Source organism: Streptococcus equi subsp. zooepidemicus (genome assembly GCF_015689395.1).
Lineage (GTDB): Bacteria > Bacillota > Bacilli > Lactobacillales > Streptococcaceae > Streptococcus > Streptococcus equi.
The window spans coordinates 646,075-665,503 of the sequence record NZ_CP065054.1 but is presented as its reverse complement, the minus strand read 5'-3'; the positions used below and the strand labels follow the sequence as shown (position 1 = coordinate 665,503).

17 protein-coding genes are annotated in these 19,429 nt (G+C 43.8%); 4 read left to right on the top strand and 13 right to left on the bottom strand.

The annotated features are described in order from the left end of the window. Positions 1-271: 271 nt before the first annotated feature. The 5 genes from I2432_RS03220 to I2432_RS03200 all read right to left on the bottom strand — a co-directional run bounded on the left by I2432_RS03220 (position 272) and on the right by I2432_RS03200 (position 5,665). The gene (locus I2432_RS03220; RefSeq protein WP_206156352.1) at positions 272-1,126 is read right to left on the bottom strand and encodes an NAD(P)H-hydrate dehydratase; all 855 of its coding nucleotides are present in this window, start codon (positions 1,124-1,126) and stop codon (positions 272-274) included. Beyond that, positions 1,123-1,977 carry a bifunctional methylenetetrahydrofolate dehydrogenase/methenyltetrahydrofolate cyclohydrolase gene (locus I2432_RS03215; protein ID WP_043029483.1) on the bottom strand — a complete coding sequence of 285 codons (855 nt, stop codon included), beginning with the start codon at positions 1,975-1,977 and terminating at the stop codon, positions 1,123-1,125. Before I2432_RS03215 ends, I2432_RS03220 begins: the two co-directional genes overlap by 4 nt. Before the next feature lie 111 nt (positions 1,978-2,088). Beyond that, a complete protein-coding gene (locus I2432_RS03210) occupies positions 2,089-3,783 on the bottom strand; it encodes a phospho-sugar mutase (protein ID WP_043029482.1) in 1,695 nt (564 codons plus the stop codon). A 459-nt stretch (positions 3,784-4,242) separates the two neighbouring features. Continuing rightward, entirely contained in the window at positions 4,243-4,980 is a 738-nt protein-coding gene (locus I2432_RS03205; RefSeq protein ID WP_021320504.1) for an amino acid ABC transporter ATP-binding protein, read from the bottom strand. Position 4,981: 1 nt separating this feature from the next. Then, positions 4,982-5,665 carry an amino acid ABC transporter permease gene (locus I2432_RS03200; protein WP_206156354.1) on the bottom strand — a complete coding sequence of 228 codons (684 nt, stop codon included), beginning with the start codon at positions 5,663-5,665 and terminating at the stop codon, positions 4,982-4,984. A gap of 346 nt (positions 5,666-6,011) precedes the next feature. Between I2432_RS03200 and I2432_RS03195 the strand changes: the two genes are divergently transcribed. Next, positions 6,012-7,022 (top strand): LPXTG cell wall anchor domain-containing protein, encoded by a 1,011-nt coding sequence (locus tag I2432_RS03195; protein WP_206158980.1) that lies wholly within the window; start codon positions 6,012-6,014, stop codon positions 7,020-7,022. Positions 7,023-7,466: 444 nt separating this feature from the next. On the opposite strand, the gene I2432_RS03190 is transcribed toward I2432_RS03195, so the two are convergent. Next, positions 7,467-7,697: a DUF1797 family protein gene (locus I2432_RS03190; protein ID WP_012515249.1), complete on the bottom strand. Its 231-nt coding sequence runs from the start codon at positions 7,695-7,697 to the stop codon at positions 7,467-7,469. 282 nt (positions 7,698-7,979) lie between these two features. On the opposite strand from I2432_RS03190, the gene I2432_RS03185 reads away from it, so the two are divergent. From I2432_RS03185 to I2432_RS03175, 3 genes are all read left to right on the top strand, one after another. Next, positions 7,980-10,235 (top strand): ATP-dependent Clp protease ATP-binding subunit, encoded by a 2,256-nt coding sequence (locus I2432_RS03185; RefSeq protein ID WP_206156356.1) that lies wholly within the window; start codon positions 7,980-7,982, stop codon positions 10,233-10,235. A gap of 147 nt (positions 10,236-10,382) precedes the next feature. Further along, a complete protein-coding gene (locus I2432_RS03180) occupies positions 10,383-10,829 on the top strand; it encodes an NUDIX hydrolase (protein WP_206156357.1) in 447 nt (148 codons plus the stop codon). A 61-nt stretch (positions 10,830-10,890) separates the two neighbouring features. After that, entirely contained in the window at positions 10,891-11,193 is a 303-nt protein-coding gene (locus I2432_RS03175) for a DUF1827 family protein (protein ID WP_012515246.1), read from the top strand. Between the two features lie 657 nt (positions 11,194-11,850). Here I2432_RS03175 and ileS read toward each other — a convergent pair. The 7 genes from ileS to ftsZ all read right to left on the bottom strand — a co-directional run bounded on the left by ileS (position 11,851) and on the right by ftsZ (position 19,415). Then, positions 11,851-14,649: an isoleucine--tRNA ligase gene (ileS, locus tag I2432_RS03170; RefSeq protein WP_206156358.1), complete on the bottom strand. Its 2,799-nt coding sequence runs from the start codon at positions 14,647-14,649 to the stop codon at positions 11,851-11,853. A 270-nt stretch (positions 14,650-14,919) separates the two neighbouring features. Further along, positions 14,920-15,675: a DivIVA domain-containing protein gene (locus I2432_RS03165; protein WP_206158979.1), complete on the bottom strand. Its 756-nt coding sequence runs from the start codon at positions 15,673-15,675 to the stop codon at positions 14,920-14,922. A gap of 9 nt (positions 15,676-15,684) precedes the next feature. Beyond that, positions 15,685-16,479 carry a YlmH family RNA-binding protein gene (locus I2432_RS03160; RefSeq protein WP_206158978.1) on the bottom strand — a complete coding sequence of 265 codons (795 nt, stop codon included), beginning with the start codon at positions 16,477-16,479 and terminating at the stop codon, positions 15,685-15,687. Next, positions 16,476-16,733: a YggT family protein gene (locus tag I2432_RS03155; protein ID WP_014622505.1), complete on the bottom strand. Its 258-nt coding sequence runs from the start codon at positions 16,731-16,733 to the stop codon at positions 16,476-16,478. Before I2432_RS03155 ends, I2432_RS03160 begins: the two co-directional genes overlap by 4 nt. Before the next feature lie 4 nt (positions 16,734-16,737). Next, the gene (locus I2432_RS03150) at positions 16,738-17,400 is read right to left on the bottom strand and encodes a cell division protein SepF (RefSeq protein WP_012678303.1); all 663 of its coding nucleotides are present in this window, start codon (positions 17,398-17,400) and stop codon (positions 16,738-16,740) included. A 12-nt stretch (positions 17,401-17,412) separates the two neighbouring features. Further along, positions 17,413-18,084, bottom strand: coding sequence for a YggS family pyridoxal phosphate-dependent enzyme (locus I2432_RS03145; RefSeq protein ID WP_012678304.1), 672 nt, complete (start codon positions 18,082-18,084; stop codon positions 17,413-17,415). A gap of 2 nt (positions 18,085-18,086) precedes the next feature. After that, a complete protein-coding gene (gene ftsZ / locus I2432_RS03140) occupies positions 18,087-19,415 on the bottom strand; it encodes a cell division protein FtsZ (RefSeq protein ID WP_206156359.1) in 1,329 nt (442 codons plus the stop codon). Between the last annotated feature and the right edge of the window lie 14 nt (positions 19,416-19,429).

Here is a 19,429-nt window from a genome sequence, read left to right as displayed (position 1 = left end):
TCACTTCATGAAGCCTAACTGCTCCAACTGTATACTAATGCAATTATATCATGTTTCCACATAAATAGTGAGCAAAAAAGAGACAAAAAAGAAGCCAGCTAGGGCTTCTACAGCTTGACACAAGTTTTTCCAATGATAGCTTCCTTGAATCATAAAGCAGCACCCAGTCTTAAGCTAGCAGCTCTAAACTCAAAATAGCTAAACGACTGAAACCAGCTGCTGTCATGCCTACCAATTAACCGCTTTTTCCAAACGACCTCGCAGCACAGCCTCAACCTAGCTTCTGGCCTGTGCTGATTGCCTTTAGCCATCTAGGAAGCTCATAGCTAATAGCAGTCGGCAAAACCACATAAGCAGTCTTTGCCAGCTCATCAGCAATCGCAGAATGCAGATAGGTCGCACAAGCAACCTTATCCACCAAGCTTGACTCTGGAAACTGGACAGCTATCCCTGCTATCATACCTGCCAAGGTATCTCCCATACCACCTATAGCCTGATAAGGTCCTCCCACTCTTAGCTGGTAGATTTGATCCTCATGATAAATCTTGGTTGCTGAGCTTTTGGCAACCAAAATCGTAGCCTTTGAAAAATACTTGAGAGCTGCTTGGTTGGCACTATCATGCTGCTGATCAATCGCTAGACCTGACAGCGCCTCCCATTCCTTTTGGTGCGGCGTTAACACAAGAGGGCACCTCAGCTGCTTGGTATCAGCTGTCTTTTTCGCTAAAAGCCTTAAGGCAGAGCCATCAATGACCAATACCTGGTGGTCAGCGACATGTGCAAGGACCAGTTCAAACAGCCTAGCTGCTCTGCTATTCTCCGACAGCCCAGGACCAATCAAAATCAAGTCTGCCGCATCTAGCTGGGATAACAGTAAATCCTCATCATCTACAGCAATCGCCATCGCCTCTGGCAAATGACTATGCAAGGCAGCAATATTCTCCCTATCAGTTACAACAGTTACTAAGCCAGCGCCACTATAAACACAGGCCAGCGCTGCCATAATAATAGCACCACCGTATGGATACAAGCCACCTACTAACAGTACTCTGCCGTAACTCCCTTTATGGGAGTCAGCCTGCCGCGGAACAACAACCCTAGCAACAAACGATTGATCTATAATCATTGACTCACCCTTCTTAGAGCTGCTTGATAGGTTTGCTCCAAAAGCATAGTAATGGTCATCGGTCCAACACCACCCGGAACAGGAGTAATCATGCTAGCCAGCTCTGACACCTCATCAAAGGCGACGTCTCCAATCAATCGCCCATTGATATCACGATTCATACCGACATCTATAACAACAGCACCCTCTTTGACAAAGTCCTTCGTAATAAAATGCCCCTGACCAATAGCAACAATCAAAATATCAGCACGACGACAAATATCTGCCAGTCGGCGCGTGCGCGAATGGGTAAGCGTTACCGTAGCATTTTTATCCAACAGCAGCTGCGCCATAGGCTTCCCAACAATATTTGAGCGCCCAACAATAACAGCATTTTTTCCTTCAAGTTCGATACCATAGTCATGAAACATCTCCATAATCCCTGCCGGAGTACAAGGGACCATATTCGGACGACCTGACCACAGATGACCTGTATTCATAGGGTGAAAGCCATCGACGTCCTTTTTAGGATCAATAGCAAGGATAATGCTTTTGTCATTAATATGGTGCGGAAGAGGAAGCTGCACTAAAATACCATGAATCGTATCATCTTGATTATATTGCTCAATGAGCTCTATCAACTCTTCCTGACAGACTGAATCAGACAAGCGAACGGTTTCACTTTTAAAACCTGCTGCTAAGGCAGCGCGTTCCTTATTACGGACATAAACCTGACTAGCAGGGTTGTCTCCTACCAGAATGACCACAAGGCCTGGAACAATTCCTTTTTCTGCCTTTAAGCTCTCTACCTTCTTAGCCAATGCTGCCTGCATTTTCTGTGCTAGGGCCTTCCCATCAATAATCTGTACCATATGCACTCCTTGCTAATTTTTTAACTATTATAACGAAAAAAGGAAGCACTGTCACTTCCTTTTCCTTTTTGCTTATTGATTAGCTGATTTTCTGTTGCAGAGCTTGAACAATTAGCTGACACTGTCCATCTTTGCTTGACAGGCTGATTCAATAGCGTCTAGCTTAGCAATGCTGTCTGCCTCTGTTTCACCAATAGTATAGATGTAAAGCTTGATCTTAGGCTCTGTTCCAGATGGTCTCAGCGCATACCATGACCCATCATCAAAATAATATTTCAAACAATTTTGCTTTGGAAAATCGAGGTAGCCGTCCTTAAAGTCCACAATGGTCTTTAAGCTCATAGCACCTGCACGCTCGATAGGCTCATTTCTAAAGTCCTCCATGATACGTGCGATACGCTTTTGCCCCTCAACACCCTCTAGCTCAAGCGCTACCTGACGCTCATTGTAATAACCAAATTCCTTGTAAATGTCTTGAAGCACGTCTAAGAGTGATTGACCTTTTTGCTTGTAGTAGGCAGCCATCTCTACCACCATCATTGAGGCACTAACCGCGTCCTTATCACGCACAAAGGTACCGTAACAAAAACCAATGCTTTCCTCATAGCCAAAGACATAGGTCTTCTCCTTTGTGATGTCATAATCATTAGCCTTGCCACAGATGTTTTTAAAGCCTGTAAGGGTCTCAACCGTTTCAATGCCATATTTAGTGGCAATAGCCTTTGACAAATCCCCTGTCACAATGGATTTGACAAGGACAGGATTGTCAGGAAGGTTATGCCTAGCATGGCGCTGTGAAAAGATATAGTAGGACAACAAAGCACCAATCTTATTACCATTAAGAAAGACATAACTACCGTCAGCAGCTCGAACCTCTAGTGCCACACGATCACAGTCCGGATCAGTCGCAATCAGAATATCTGCTCCTACTTCTTGCCCTAGTCTTTCTGAATAAGCAAAGGCCTTTGGCACCTCTGGATTTGGATAACCAACTGTTGTGAAATCTGGGTCTGGCATTTCCTGCTCCGGCACCACAAAGACATGATCAAAGCCTCGTCTCTTCAATACCTCACGAACAGGTAAATTACCAACACCATTCAAAGGCGTATAAACCACACGCACTGATTTATCAATATCAGTATCATTGATGGTCAAGCCTAGAACCTCTTTTTTATAGGCTTCCTCTATGCTGTCATCAATATAGCTGGTCAAACCACTTGCCAATGCCTCCTCAAATGGTATTTGCTTAACGTCCTCAAAACGCTCAATAGCGTCCATATGAGCTGCTATCTGATTAGCGATGTCATCTAGGATCTGTGACCCCTCTTCCCAATAAGCCTTGTAGCCATTATAGGCCTGAGGATTGTGACTAGCAGTAATCATAACACCAGAGATACAATTCAAGGCACGAATCGCATAAGAGCACATTGGTGTCGGACGAATACCCTTGTAGATATAAGACTTAATCCCATTAGCTGCCATGATAGAGCAGGTCAATTCTGCGAACTCTTTAGACTTGTAGCGCACATCATAGCTGATGGCAATCCCGCGTGAGACTGCTTCTGGTCCATGATCAATAATGGTATTAGCTAAAGCCTGAGCAGCCTTACCAACCATATAAATATTCATGCGGTTGGTTCCAGCACCCAGCTTGCCTCGAAGCCCTGCTGTCCCAAACTCAAGCACCTTATAAAAACGATCTTGAATCTCAGCCTCATCATGCTTAATCGCCTCTAAATCTGCCTTGATTTCTTCATTGAAAAAATCATTGTGCAGCCACTCCTGATAAACAGCTTTGTAGTCCATATTATCCTCCTACTTTTAGACCACCATGTTGACATCAACATTTACTTAAGATTTGATCATATGATAATGATTGCCATCACCAAAAAGCAAAGCGCTTTCTAATGATAGACTTACCTGAATAGTAACAAACAATAACACAAAAGTCAACCTAATTCCGCAATTAAGCAATGTTAACACACACGCAAATGAACCCCCTTACTCAGCACAACAAGCAAAGCCCTTGTGACAGCCTGCCACAACAGTGCTGACAAATAAAGAGACCACACCTTCAATCACTAGGGATAAGCCCTCAGCGCTCAGCGAGTAGATCCAGACCTGCAAAGCCAGATATGGCTACAGCACTAGCCAAACTTTCTAATCCTTTTACAGAAAAAACGGCCAAAGCAAACAGGCCACAGCAAGAGTTAACTGACTAATAGCCAGCCCTTGAGGTGACATGCTTCCCCTTAGCTGCCCTAGCTATGACAATACCTTACTCAAAAAGTCCTTGGTTCGCTCCTCCCTAGGGGCTTCAAAGACCTGATCAGGGCTGCCTTCTTCAATCACAAGGCCACCGTCCATAAAAATCACACGATCTGCCACCTCTTTGGCAAAGCCCATTTCATGCGTCACAATGACCATCGTCATGCCTGATTTTGCCAAATCCTGCATAACAGCCAAAACCTCACCCACCATTTCGGGGTCAAGCGCTGAGGTCGGCTCATCAAAGAGCAGCACATCGGGATCCATTGCCAAGCCGCGCGCAATCGCAATGCGCTGCTGCTGACCACCGGATAAGCTTGCCGGATAGGCAGCAGCCTTATCTCTCAGCCCAACTCGCTCAAGCAGCTCATAAGCTCTCTGCTCCGCGCCAGCCCTTGACATTCCTTTTGTTTTGATGGGTGACAGGGTGATGTTTTCCAGCACTGTCATATTGGGAAACAGATTAAACTGCTGAAAAACCATGCCCATCTTCTCACGCATCTTGAAAATATCATTTGCCTTATCCGTAATATCGACGCCCTCAAAGCTGATGTGTCCCTTTGTTGGCACCTCAAGCAAATTCATCGTGCGCAATAGCGTGGACTTTCCTGAGCCAGATGGCCCAATAATCACCACAACCTCACCCTGATTAATCGTCAGGTCTATTCCTTTTAGCACCTCATGCTTGCCAAAGCTCTTATGCAACTGACGAATCGAAATCACTGTCTCAGTCATCTTATCTCCCTCCCTGTGCTAGCTTGCGCTCCAAGCAGCCTAATAATTGCGACAATATTGTTGTTATCATCAAGTAATAAAAGGCCGCAAACAGCAAGGGTGTAATAGGCAGATAGGTCGCCGTCACAACCGACTGAGCCCCATTCCACAGCTCCATCACCCCAATAGTCTGAAGCAAGGCACTATCCTTGATGATTGTGATCAATTCATTGCCCAAGGCCGGCAAAATATTCTTAAAGGCCTGAGGCAAAATCACATAGCGCATAGCATGCTTAGGACGGATACCAAGCGAATAAGCGGCCTCTAGCTGCCCCTTTGGCACCGCCTCAATCCCAGCTCTGACGATTTCAGAAATATAAGCTCCGCTATTTAAGGAAATAATAATAATACCAGGAAGCAGCCTTGAAAAATCCAAATCCAACACACCAAAACCTATAATCGGTAGATGGTTAAAATGTAGCCAAGCAAAGGCAATCATGATCTGTACCACCATCGGTGTTCCACGAAAGATCCAGACATAAAGACTGACCAGCCAGGATAAAGGCTTGATATGACTGCGTTTTATCAGAGTCACCAAAAGGCCTATAATTGTGCCAAAAAAGACAACACAGGCTGAAATCATTATGGTTACAAGCACGCCATAATTGAAATAAGCCCAGTATTTGGGTAAAAATGTAAAATCCATTCCCATCTCCTAACATTCATAAGATCATTGCAATAGATATAATTATACCATCAAATGAATATTGATACAATATCTTTTTATCGAAAAATATTCCCAAAAACAAACAAGGAAAAATAAGCTGACTTGTGGACTGCTAGACTAGCTTAGCAAAACAACTCCTCGCCTTTTAAAAAATAACCCTATGATAAAATCAGAAGATTCGGCATTGAATTAAAAAAAAAAAAAAAAACGAAACTACGGAGACAAACTGACGCCTAGCTATTTCTCATCATCAGCTGCCATGCTAAACTCTTCTTTGGGAAAGAATTTTGAAAAAGTAATGATACTATCATCAAAGGAGAGAACGATGAGAAAACCAATACGCAAGTACAGCGTCTGCTCAGCAGCCATTGCTCTAGCAACAATGGCCAGCCTAGGAACAGCTGGAAATGCCCGAGCTGAACATAAAGAATTAAAGGACTATCCAGACCCAACTCATAGAATTAGTAGCAAAACACTGGGAGATAATGAAGTAAGAAAATATCTTCATGAATTGAGAGACTTTCTAAAGGGTTACCTAAAAGAATTAGAAGAAAAAGCAGAACAACCTGGACCTATGGGGCCTGCCGGACCTAGAGGAGAGACCGGTCCTGCCGGACCCGCGGGACCTATTGGCCCTAAAGGAGAAGCTGGACCTCAAGGAGACCCGGGCAAGCAAGGTCCTACTGGACCTCAAGGACCGCGTGGAGATAAAGGTGAAACCGGAGAAGCCGGTCCTAAAGGCGAACAAGGGCCTGCTGGGCCTATGGGACCACGTGGAGATAAAGGCGAAACCGGAGAAGCCGGTCCTAAAGGTGAACAAGGACCAGCCGGCCCTAAGGGTGACAGAGGCGAACGCGGCGAAAAAGGTGAGCAAGGCCAACGCGGTGAAAAAGGTGAGCAAGGCCAACGCGGCGAAAAAGGCGAGCAAGGCCAACGTGGCGAAAAAGGCGAGCAAGGCCAACGTGGCGAAAAAGGCGAGCAAGGCCAACGTGGCGAAAAAGGTCAACAAGGCGAACGCGGCGAAAAAGGTCAACAAGGCGAACGCGGCGAAAAAGGTGAACAAGGCCAACGTGGCGAAAAAGGCGAGCAACAGCCAAAGGGTGAGCAAGGAAAGGATACCAAGCCATCAGCTCCAAAAGCGCCTGAAAAGGCTCCTACACCAAAGGCTCCAGAAAAATCAACTCAGCCTAAGGCACCAGCGCCTAAGTCAGCACCAGCAGCTCAAAAGAGCACGCTACCAGCTACAGGGGAGACAAATCACCCATTCTTCACCCTTGCAGCCCTTAGCGTCATCGCTAGCGCAGGCGTCCTAAGCCTAAAGAAAAAGAAAAGCTAAGCTAGCTATTGTGTCTTTCCCCTATGGCAATAGCTAACAGCTAATCACAAACATCAGAGAGGTCTTTTCTGACCTCTCTTTATCGTATCACTGCTCTTTTAGACACCAACAGATAGGCATAACAAAGCCCTTAGCAATGGCTTTTCTAAGGGCTCTCAAAAGCTATCCAAATTGTTAAAAAAGCTGCATTAGAGCAGCACAGAAATGATCGGCTGACCTTAAATCACTCAGCTAAGAGCCTTTGCTGTCAGCAGGATTATCACAAGCCCTGAAAAAGAACCAAGCCACAGGGCCTTTGGCAGCACTGCTCACCCACAAGCCCTACAGCTAGACAAGGTATAGGAGAAAGAGGGCTTTAGGGGATAATAAAAACAAACTAGTAAAATCACCAGCTTGTCCTCTGTTGGACCTGCCTCCCAGCAAGCCCATGTCATCATCAATAGCTTAATATAACAAATCGTAAATTTCCATCGCAATCAAGTCAATGCTGTCAAATGAGTATGACTCACGCGCTTCAATATCACGTAAAATAAAGACTGGACCATTTTCAGGATCGTTGACAAATGCAACCTCTGCAACAACGACACCATCTCGCTCAAAATTTCTCTTTAAATTACCGCCATCTGTCACCATCAGCTCCAGACGGTTGATGATTCTCACTAAATGTGATTCCATTTCGTTTCTCCTATTCTTTATTGTCCCTTTATATTTTAACATAAATCACCGAAAACAAACAAGAAAAGTAGCCTTTTTCTCTTTATTTTATCCTCTTAAACAAGTTTTTCTGGCGCTCATTCATAGCAGAGTGGCTAAATCTTATCACTCTATACTGGATAGTGCTAATAATGAAGCTTTTTACTTGATTTCCAAGCCTAAGGTGCTATAATATGACTATAAAGTTTGACCATTTTTGACTAAATGACCTTGACTTTTTAGATAACCCCTTGGAGGTATGATATGCTTTGTCAAAACTGTAATTTAAATGAATCAACCATTCATCTTTATACAAGCATTAACGGAAAGCAAAGGCAGATTGACCTCTGTCAAAATTGCTACCAAATCATGAAAACAGACCCTAAAAATCCTATCTTAGGAGGCTATAATGGCAACCAAAAGGCGCAGCAGCCTTCTCAAAACCCTTTCTTTGATGACTTTTTTGGTGACCTCAACAACTTTAGAGCCTTTGGTCAGCTCCCCAATACACCACCTACCCAATCAGGAGGCCAGCATGGCGGAGGTCACAACGGTGGCTATCGCCCCAATCAAACACAGCCAACACAGGAGGCTAGCAAGGGGCTTCTGGAGGAATTCGGCATTAATATCACTGAAATGGCTAAGCGTGGTGATATTGACCCGGTCATCGGACGAGATGATGAGATTATCCGCGTCATCGAAATTCTCAACCGTCGTACCAAAAATAACCCTGTCCTAATCGGTGAGCCTGGAGTTGGTAAGACTGCTGTCGTTGAAGGCCTTGCTCAAAAAATCGTTGATGGTGATGTGCCACAAAAGCTACAGAGTAAGCAGGTGATTCGCCTTGATGTGGTTAGCCTCGTTCAGGGGACAGGTATTCGTGGCCAATTTGAAGAGCGCATGCAAAAGCTCATGGAAGAAATCCGCAAGCGCCATGACGTGATTCTATTTATTGATGAAATCCATGAAATTGTGGGAGCTGGTGCAGTTGGTGACGGCAGCATGGACGCAGGAAATATTTTAAAGCCAGCACTTGCTCGTGGTGAGCTTCAATTAGTGGGAGCGACCACTCTCAATGAATACCGCATCATCGAAAAGGACGCAGCCCTTGAGCGACGCATGCAGCCGGTTAAGGTGGATGAGCCTTCGGTTGAAGAAACAATCACTATCCTAAAAGGAATCCAACCCAAATATGAGGACTATCATCATGTCAAATATAGCCAGTCAGCTATCGAAGCAGCTGCTAACCTCTCCAACCGCTATATTCAAGACCGCTTCTTGCCTGATAAGGCCATTGACCTGCTAGATGAAGCCGGCTCAAAGATGAACCTAACCCTTAACTTTGTTGACCCCAAAGACATTGATAAGCGTTTGATTGAGGCTGAAAACCTCAAGACCCAAGCCACACGTGATGAGGATTATGAGCGAGCAGCCTATTTCCGCGATCAAATCGCCAAATATAAAGAAATGCAGGCTCAAAAGCTAGATGAGCAAGATATCCCGATCATCACTGACAAGACCATCGAAGCAATCGTTGAACAAAAAACCAATATTCCAGTTGGTGATTTAAAGGAAAAAGAACAATCACAGCTAGTCAATCTGGCCGCCGATCTCAAAAAGCATGTTATCGGTCAAGACGATGCTGTTGATAAAATTGCAAAGGCTATCCGTCGTAATCGTGTTGGACTGGGAACCCCAAATCGTCCTATCGGCTCCTTCCTCTTTGTTGGCCCAACTGGTGTCGGTAAAACAGAGCTTTCCAAGCAATTAGCCATTGAGCTTTTTGGCTCTGCTGATAACATGATTCGCTTTGACATGTCTGAATACATGGAAAAGCATGCTGTGGCTAAGCTTGTCGGTGCCCCTCCTGGCTACGTCGGCTATGAGGAGGCGGGTCAGTTAACAGAGCAGGTGCGCCGCAACCCTTACTCGCTCATTTTGTTAGATGAGATCGAAAAGGCTCACCCTGATGTCATGCACATGTTTTTACAGGTCCTAGATGACGGTCGATTAACCGACGGACAGGGACGTACCGTTAGCTTTAAGGACACTATTATCATCATGACATCAAATGCTGGCACTGGCAAAACAGAAGCCTCAGTCGGCTTTGGTGCTGCTAGAGAAGGACGGACAAACTCTGTCCTAGGTGAGCTTAGTCATTTCTTTAGTCCCGAATTTATGAACCGCTTTGACGGGATTATTGAGTTTCAGCCGCTAAGCAAGGACAATCTGCTACGTATCGTTCACTTAATGCTTGATGACGTTAATCAGCGCCTTGCTCACAATAGCATTCACCTTGATGTGACCGAAAAGGTCAAGGAAAAGCTCGTCGAGCTAGGCTATGATCCCAAGATGGGAGCACGACCACTGCGCCGCACCATTCAGGATTACATTGAGGACGCTATTACTGACTTCTACCTTGAGCACCCAGCAGAAAAAGACCTGCGAGCTGTCTTGACCTCTAATGGACACATTATAATCAAGCCTGTAGTCAAATCTCAGGCGAAGCAGGCGGACTAACAGGGCATACCAAAAAGCAGAGAGAAAAGCAGACAGCATTTTCTCTCTTTTTGACGAGCATTTTTTTATGAAACATTTTTGATAAATCTACAGTTTTATGAGAATAATGACCAAAAATTTAGTATAATAAAACAAAGGAGAAGCGATATGACCGTTCCAATATTTGGTGATAAGATAGATGACCAGCATTACACCGCACGTTACGGTGTCTATGCAGTGATTCCTAACTCGGCTAAAACAGAGATTATCCTAGTGCAGGCTCCAAATGGTGCTTGGTTTTTGCCAGGAGGAGAAATAGAGGCTGGTGAAAGCCAGCTACAGGCACTGGAGCGTGAGCTAGTTGAGGAGCTGGGATTTGCTGCTGATATTGGTTATTATTATGGTCAAGCAGACGAATACTTCTATTCTCGTCACCGCGATACCTACTACTATAATCCTGCCTACCTCTATGAGGTCACTTCCTTTCAAGCAATTTCAAAGCCCTTGGAAGACTTTAACCATCTGGCTTGGTTTCCTATTGCGGACGCCATAACAGTCTTAAAGCGTGGCAGCCACAGGTGGGGCGTCGAGGAATGGCAGAAAAAGCATCATTAAAATCCTTAATCAATTTAAAAATAGTGCTATAATAAAAGTAAAAATAGTCAGGAGAAGATTTATGAGACTTATTAATACCACCAGCAGTCACCCCGAGCTTGTCAGAAATCAGCTGCAAAATACAGATGCTCACCTCGTTGAGGTGTACTCAGCTGGCAATACTGACGTCATCTTTACCCAAGCACCTAAGCATTATGAGCTGCTCATTTCAAATAAATATCGTGCTATCAAAGAGGACGAGCTTGAGGTGATTCGTGAGTTTTTCTTAAAGCGTAAAATTGATCAATCAATTGTAATTCCAGGTCACTCCAAAACCCTGCACACCAATAACTTGATTGAAATTTCCTTCCAAACCTCTGTATAGCCTTCTGTTGCGATCAAGCCTTAGCTGTCATATCATATGTCAAAGCTGGCTGCTCTTGCTGTCTGTACAAGCCCATAAAAGCAGCCTTTTTCGGAGCCTGAGGTCTAGACCACACGAGAGCGGTCTGGGCTTTTTTATCTCTTGACAGCATAGCTAACGCTTCAAACCAAACAACCACAAGCAAAGATAGCCTCACATTATAGAACTAATGTGAGGCTATCTTTGCTTCTTTTTTGAAGCTGGATTCATAAGACTGCTCTAGACATTAGATAGGGCTAAAGGGCACCTGTCAACAAAGGTCAGCAGGTAAGCCATGCCAAATGCACGAAACAGTTATTTCCGAATAATAATATAGAGTAAAGCAGATCCTTTCAACCTTTTTCCTATACAAAATAAGACATATGCTTGAAATAGCGGAACATGAAATACAGCAAAGCCTTCTTTTCTTGCTAAACATCTTTCATGCGGCTGTCGTGGCGACTAACTGAGCCCAGATTTCAGGAAAGCTTATCACACCAGCCTGTCTCATGCTTATCTATGCTTTCTTTTTTGATAAAGCTGACAATCAGGTGCTTGACGAGACAATATTAAAAGAGCCTGGATAAACATCATCCAGACTCCCAATAAAAACTTATGATTACTATTAATTCTGACTGCTTAATTAGCAGCTGAGTCAAAGCCTTCTGCTACTGCTTCTGGGAAGTTTTCTTCAATAATTTTGGCACTATGATCACAAACAAAGGCATTATAAGACCGCATTCTGGTTGTTGGATCAATACGACGTGACCGCTCACAAACCTCTCCTTGCGCACGAGCTACCGTAAAGGCAACATCATCAAAGCTGACAGCATTCTCAGGAGCTGGCTCCTCACTAATGGTTAGCTGAGAGACAATCAATAGCAGTGCAATATCGCTATCTAGAGCTGTCAACAGTGTCTTAACCTCTGGACTTGCATAAATTGTCAGATGAGCTTCTAAGGACTTACCAATAATCTTGTCATGACGCGCTTCCTCCAAAGCCTTTTGCGCCTGTGCCCGAAGCGTCATAAAGGCTTCCCATTCCTCTAGAATAGTATCTTGATTATCAAAAGTCTGAGCCTGTGGCAGCTCTGATAGCTGTACAAAGTCTTCTGGCTCATGCTCTAAATATGACCAGATTTCCTCTGCCGTATGCGGAAGGATCGGAGTCAATAGCTTAGTGATATTAACCAAAATATCATAAAAGACAGTCTGCATACGACGACGTGCCAGGCTGTTAGCAGCCTCAATGTAAACCACATCCTTGGCAAAATCAAGGTAGAAAGCAGATAAGTCAACCGTTACAAAGTTAACCACAGCCTTGTAAATCGTCATGAAGTCATAACGCTCATAGGCAGCGTTGATAGCTCCTACTAGCTTGTTAAACTTGATGGTCATGTACTTATCAACAGTAGCAAGCTCAGCATAAGCCACCTTATCTGTATGTGGATTGAAGTCTGATGTATTAGCAAGCAAGAAGCGAAGCGTGTTACGGATTTTACGATAGGTTTCAGAGACCTGTCCTAGGATATCCATTGACACACGCACATCATTATCTGTATCAACAGAAGCTACCCAGAGACGGAGAATATCAGCACCATATTGCTTAGCAACATCATTAGGTGAAATGATATTTCCTTTAGATTTAGACATTTTTTCACCCTTACCATCAAGGACAAAGCCCTGTGATAGGATAGCCTTATACGGTGCATGACCATTAACCGCAACTGAGGTAATCAGTGATGAGTTGAACCAGCCACGATATTGATCGGAGCCCTCAAGGTAGAGGTCAGCTGGATAAGCAAGATGATCACGAGCATTCATCACACCATTCCAAGAAGACCCTGAATCAAACCAGACGTCCATGATATCTGTCTCTTTGGTAAATACCCCATTTGGAGAGCCTGGGTGTGTGAAGCCTTCAGGTAAAAGCTCCTTAGCCTCTTTTTGCCACCAAATAATGGACCCATGCTCTTGGAACAGATCTGCGACGTGATCAGTTACCTCCTTAGTCATAATGGCTGTGCCGTCCTCTGCATAGAAAATAGGCAGTGGAACACCCCAAGCACGCTGACGAGAGATCACCCAATCGCCACGATCACGAATCATATTGTAGAGTCGTGTCTTTCCCCATGTCGGGTGGAATGTTGTTTTGTCAATCTCATCTAGAATCTCTTGACGGAAGTCAGACACAGAAGCAAACCACTGAGGAACAGCCCGCCAAATAATTGGTTTTTTCGTGCGCCAATCAAATGGATAGGAGTGGTTGATCACTTCTTGAGCAAGCAATAGGTCTCCAAGCTTTTCAATAACAATCGGAGTTACCTTGCCATAAAATTGACCATGAAAATCAGAACCTGCATTTTCCATCATCAAACCACGCTCATCAACTGTAACTGCAACCTCAAGTCCATATGTCATACCAACGTTGTAGTCATCTTCACCAAAGCCAGGTGCTGTATGAACGATACCTGTACCTGAATCTAGCGTCACATGATCGCCAAGAATGACTAGCTCATCAACCTCACTGTCCCAAGGGTGCTCGGTTACAATGTATTCCAAGTCAGAGCCCTTATGATTGGCCAAAATCTCAAATGATTCCCAAGCAAACTTAGCAGCCAGACTGTCTAGCAGTCCTTCTGCCACCACATAGTTACGGTCTGAACCTGCAGGTCTAACAACCACATAATCCATATCAGGTCCAACTGTTAGACCACGAGAAGCTGTTACCGTAAATGGTGTGGTCGTCCAAACCACAACATAGGTGTCAGTATCAAGGATTCCCTTACCATCTTTAACCCTATTAGCATAGTAAAGCGATGTAGAATCAATATCATGGTATTCGATTTCTGCCTCAGCAAGAGCAGATTCAGAGGACCATGACCAATACACAGGCTTTGCCCCACGATAAATGTAGCCCTTATCAGCCATCGCACCAAAGACACGAATTTGATCGGCTTCAAAGCTTGGATCTAAGGTAACATAAGGATTGTCCCAATCAGCAGATACACCGAGACGCTTAAAGTCGTCTCTTTGCTTATCAACCTGACTTAACGCGTACTGACGACACATGTCAAGATAGTCAGCCAGATCCATCTCTTTACGCTTAACCCCCTGCTTAGCCAAGACCTGCTCAATAGGAAGGCCATGAGTATCCCAACCTGGAACAAAAGGCGCTTGATAGCCTGACATAGATTTGGCACGTACAATAATGTCTTTTGAAATTTTATTCAGCGCATGTCCGACATGGATATTACCATTTGCATAGGGAGGCCCATCGTGCAGGTGAAAGGCAGGCTTGCCTTCATTTAAGGCTTGACGTTTTTTGTAAATCTCAGCCTCGTCCCAAGCCTTTTGCCATTGTGGCTCCTTGTTGGGTAGACCGGCACGCATTGGAAAGGCCGTTTTGCCTAAGTTAAGTGTTTCTTTTAATTTCATCTTGTCAAACTCCTTTTAGTCAATATCTTATCAGAATTACAAAAAAAGCCCCGTCTCAAAAAGGACGAAAGCTCGTGGTACCACCTTAATTCAGAACAGTAAAATCCCTTTTGCTGTTCCCTCTTTGCTCGTAAGGTGAGCCTCCCTCGTCACTTACTGTCATTCAGTGATGATTGAAGAAAATGATAATTGTCATGCTCAGGGAATATAGGACTCTCATCATCTCCTACTTGCTGTGATTTTGGGCATTCAATCCTGTTTTTCTTATGATTAAATATTCAATTTAAAGGTCTGTGTCTCGCTTAGGTTCACTTCAGGCTCGCTAGCTTGCTCTTCTCGCTGCACCTGATAGGCTTCTAGCTCCTTATTGCTTTCTTCAACATGACGTTGCAGCTCCTCTAGCTCCTCTGGTGTAAACTGACGTGTTGCATCAAAGGAATTGCTGTCATCAGCCTCAGGAATATCTTCATTAAGGACAGTTTTAACCACCTCTTTAAAGGCTGCATCAGAGTTTTGAAGGTAGACAGCTGTTGGCTGCAACAATTCGTCCCACTCAGGCGAATTGGATAAGCTTAGCTGTGACTCAATAGCTGAAACCAAGCGCTGATGGAAAACGCGTGTCTGGCGCTTTAATTCCTCTGTCTCAATAGCAACGCGCTTTGCTTCATCTGTTGCGTCGCGCAACAGTTGGTTAGCCTTTGCTTTTGACTCATCAAGTAAATGCTGAGCATCATAGGTTGCCTTGCTGACCAAATTGGTTGCTTCAGCATTTGCTGAGGATTTCACTTTTTCAGCTGTTTCCTGGGCTAGGATAACAGATTGACTCAATGATTCCTTCATCTCATCAAAGTAAGACAGCTTTTCTTCAAGCTCTCTTATCTTAGCTTCATTATCACGATTTTTGCGAACCAAAGCCTCATAATCGTCTACAACAATCTCAAGAAATTCATTTACTTCCTCTTCACTGTAGCCACGAAACTTTGTCTTAAACGTTTTATCTTTAATTTCTAGTGCTGTAAGTGCCATTATATCTCCTTATTTACGCATCATTTTGCTAAGTGTTAGCTTATATTTCCCATTTTTTGTGAAGCCATTGTCTGTTAGTATGCTAAACCTACCGTAGCCACGAATGCTGATTAAATCACCAACAGCTACAGGCTGAGAGGCTTTAGTGACAAGCTGATAGTTAACCTTGACCTTGCCTGCTTCAACAAGCCTTATCGCCTGATTTCTAGATTGCTTTAATACGGTAGCAATCAAGCGATCAACGCGTAGACTAGATACCATTATATCAGTCAGAACCTGCTGATTAGCTGTCAGATTTAACAGCTGATCAAGATCAATTTCTTTGAGCTTGACCCTAGCTTTTACTATTTTAGCAATCGTTCCTAAACAATAGCTTAACAGCTGTCGATTAATCATGACCTGAGCATGACCTATCTCAACAAAAATATCGCCAAGTAAGGCTCTTTTGATTCCCAATTCATTAATTAAGGTACCTAAAATCTGTGCATGTGTCAGCTGATTAAACTTAGCATTATAGGTCACCTCAATCAAAGCCAAATCAAAATCTGCCTTATCTAGACAATAATAGTCAGGAGCAACAATCACACGACCATATTCACTAGGATAATAATCAGTAGAGCTAAAGCACTGCAGATTGGTTGCTGCGACTAAGCCTTTTAAAATCGTGACCTCTCGCGGATTTAAAAAATCAGTAACCTCTAATAGATAATTAGCCTCAACACGAGCGATCAAGTCAAGCATTCTTTCAATAAATGGGTGTTCATCAGGCTGAAAATGCTGATAAAGCATTGTTTGAACAGTCATGAGATCAACACTCTTATCAAGATCTCACTTAAAACATTTAGACCAATCATCACTAGGTAAATAGTAAAGTCCAAGCCCGCAAACTGCAGGTTCAATGATCTAAAGGGTTTTAAGATAGGCTCTACTATATCGCTGACCAGCCTGCCAAGCCAAGAGTCGTAGGCTCCAGGAAACCAAGACAGTAAGGCATAGGCTAGCAGCAAATAGGAATAAACCTTAATTAGCTTTAGAAGTATCAACAGTATAAAAATCATCACACTAGCGTCTCTTCATATCAAAATCAAAACCAATATCTTGGCCATTATTTGGGATATTCATCTCTTCAATATTAACAGATACATTTGATGGGGTCAACAGATACATGGAAGAACCAACCCTTTGCAGAGTACCATACAATACCTTACTAGCACCGTCAATAAAATCTAGGCAACGCCTTGCCTGAGCATCTAGCATGTATTGAAAATCGATCAGCACACACTCATTAACAATCAAAAGATCAACAATTTCTTGGGCGTCCTCATACTTACGAGGATACTTCAAGGCAATAGTTGTTTGCTCTTGATGAGCAGCATGCTGATATTGCTCACGACGACTAGAAGCAGACGGGGCTGACGTCGCCCTTCTGTCATTGTAGTCATGAGAAACACGTGCTTGACTTTGACCTTGATATGGTCGCTCAGCATAGGCAGCTCTTGATTGTGACTGTGGTCTTTGCTGAGCTTGCATCTGAGGTCTAGCCTGCTTAGGCTGCTGGGGCTGACTCGCTCTAGCTGCTTGTTGCTGCTGATTAGGTCTGCTAGTCTGTTGTGATTTAGTCACTGGCTCTTCTTGCTTTTTAGAGGATAGCTCCTCTTCTACTTCACTGACCCCATCAGTATCAAAATAAGAAATCATCTTATTAAATGCGTCTTTAATTGCCATCTTATTCTCCATTTAGTGAAAGAAAGATGTTCCAATACGAACAAAGGTTGAGCCTTCTTGAATAGCAATTGGATAATCGTTACTCATGCCCATACTCAATTCTGTAAACGGCATATTCTTTCTCTTTTTTGACTGCAAGTTTTTTCTTAATTGATTTGCTTTTTGGAAAATGCTTCTAAGCTCTTGCTGACTGGCATCAATAGGTGCCATTGTCATGATACCGACAAGATGAAGCTTTTCCACCTTGCTGATTTCCTCAATAGCAGCATCAAGCTCAGCAATCTTAAAACCATGCTTGCTTTCTTCTTCAGAAATATTAACTTGTAGAAAACACTTCACAGGGTGGTCAGCTCTCTTTTCAATTTCTAAAGCCAGCTTTACTGAATCTAAGGCATGAAAATAATCAACCTTATTAATCACTTCCTTTACCTTTCGACGCTGTAAAGTACCGATAAAATGCCAAGTAACTTGCCTATCTTTCAAGGCTTCATATTTATCTAGAAACTTATCAATACGGTTCTCAGCGATATGCTCAATCCCCATATCAATCAGCTGACCTGCAACTGCCTTGTCCACATATTTTGTGACAGCGATAACTGACACACTGTTTTCAGGCCGGTTGGCTGCCTGAGTGGCTAAGCGAATATTTTCAAAAACAATATCCTTATTTTTTTGTAAATCCATCATTAACGATTTTTGAAAAATGGTGGTGTTTCTAATTCATCATCAATGTCATCATTTGATGAGAAGGTTGACATGTTCAATTGATTGTCAAGCTCACCTTCTGCTGGACGAGCAATATTGTCTCGACGTAGGTCCCAGTTTCCAAAAGCTGAGCTCTGATTGTGGTTGTGCCCATGAGCTGGCATAGCTTGCTGAGACTTAGGCATCTCACGTGTTTCACCCATATCAAAATCAAAGCTTGATGAACGACGATCAAAGCTTGGCTGTGCAGTCTGTCTCACCTGCTCTGAAGCATATTGTGCTCCAGCAGCCTGCTGAGCGTTAGATTGAGTGTAGGTGCGTGGCTGACGAAATCCTGAGGCTTGCTCCGCCTTATCCTGACGAACACCTGTTGCAACAACTGTTACGCGAATTTCATCTCTCATAGAGTCATCAATAGATGTTCCTAGCCAGATGTTAACGCCTTGACCTGCTGCCTGACCAACAATTTCAGATGCCTCCTCAGCCTCTGTGAGGGTCATATCAAGTCCACCTGTCACGTTAACGATAACATCTTCAGCACCGTCAATTGTTGTTTCAAGTAATGGTGAGTAGATAGCCTTACGAGCTGCCTCTACAATACGTTCCTCACCAGAACCAATACCGATCCCCATAAGTGCATTGCCTTTATTTGCCATCACAGTCTTAACATCGGCAAAGTCAAGATTAATCAAGCCAGGGCTTGTAATCAGATCAGTAATCCCTTGTACACCCTGACGCAAAACATTGTCTGCTTCGCTAAGCGCTTCAAGCAATGGTGTCTTTTTGTCAACAATTTCAAGCAAGTTATTATTTGAAATAATCAATAAGGTATCAACCTGCTCTCTTAGCTCCTGAATCCCCTCAATGGCAAAATTACTGCGCTTGTTGCCTTCAAAACCAAATGGACGTGTCACAACTGCCACAGTCAAAGCTCCTAAGCTCTTAGCAATACGAGCAATTACTGGAGCTGCTCCTGTTCCTGAGCCTCCACCCATACCAGCAGTGATAAAGACCATATCAGCGCCAGTCAGAGCTTCTGTGAGAACCTCTTCGCTTTCCTCTGCTGCCTTACGACCAACCTCAGGCTGACCTCCAGCACCAAGACCACGAGTTAATTTAGGACCAAGCTGAACAACTGTTTCTGCTTTTGATGAGCTTAATGCCTGAATATCAGTGTTTGCAGCGATAAACTCAACACCTGCAACCCCCTCATCAATCATGCGGTTAATAGCGTTTCCGCCACCTCCACCAACACCGATTACCTTAATGATTGCACCTTGAATGGATGCCGTATCAAATGAAAATGCCATTTTATTTCCTCACT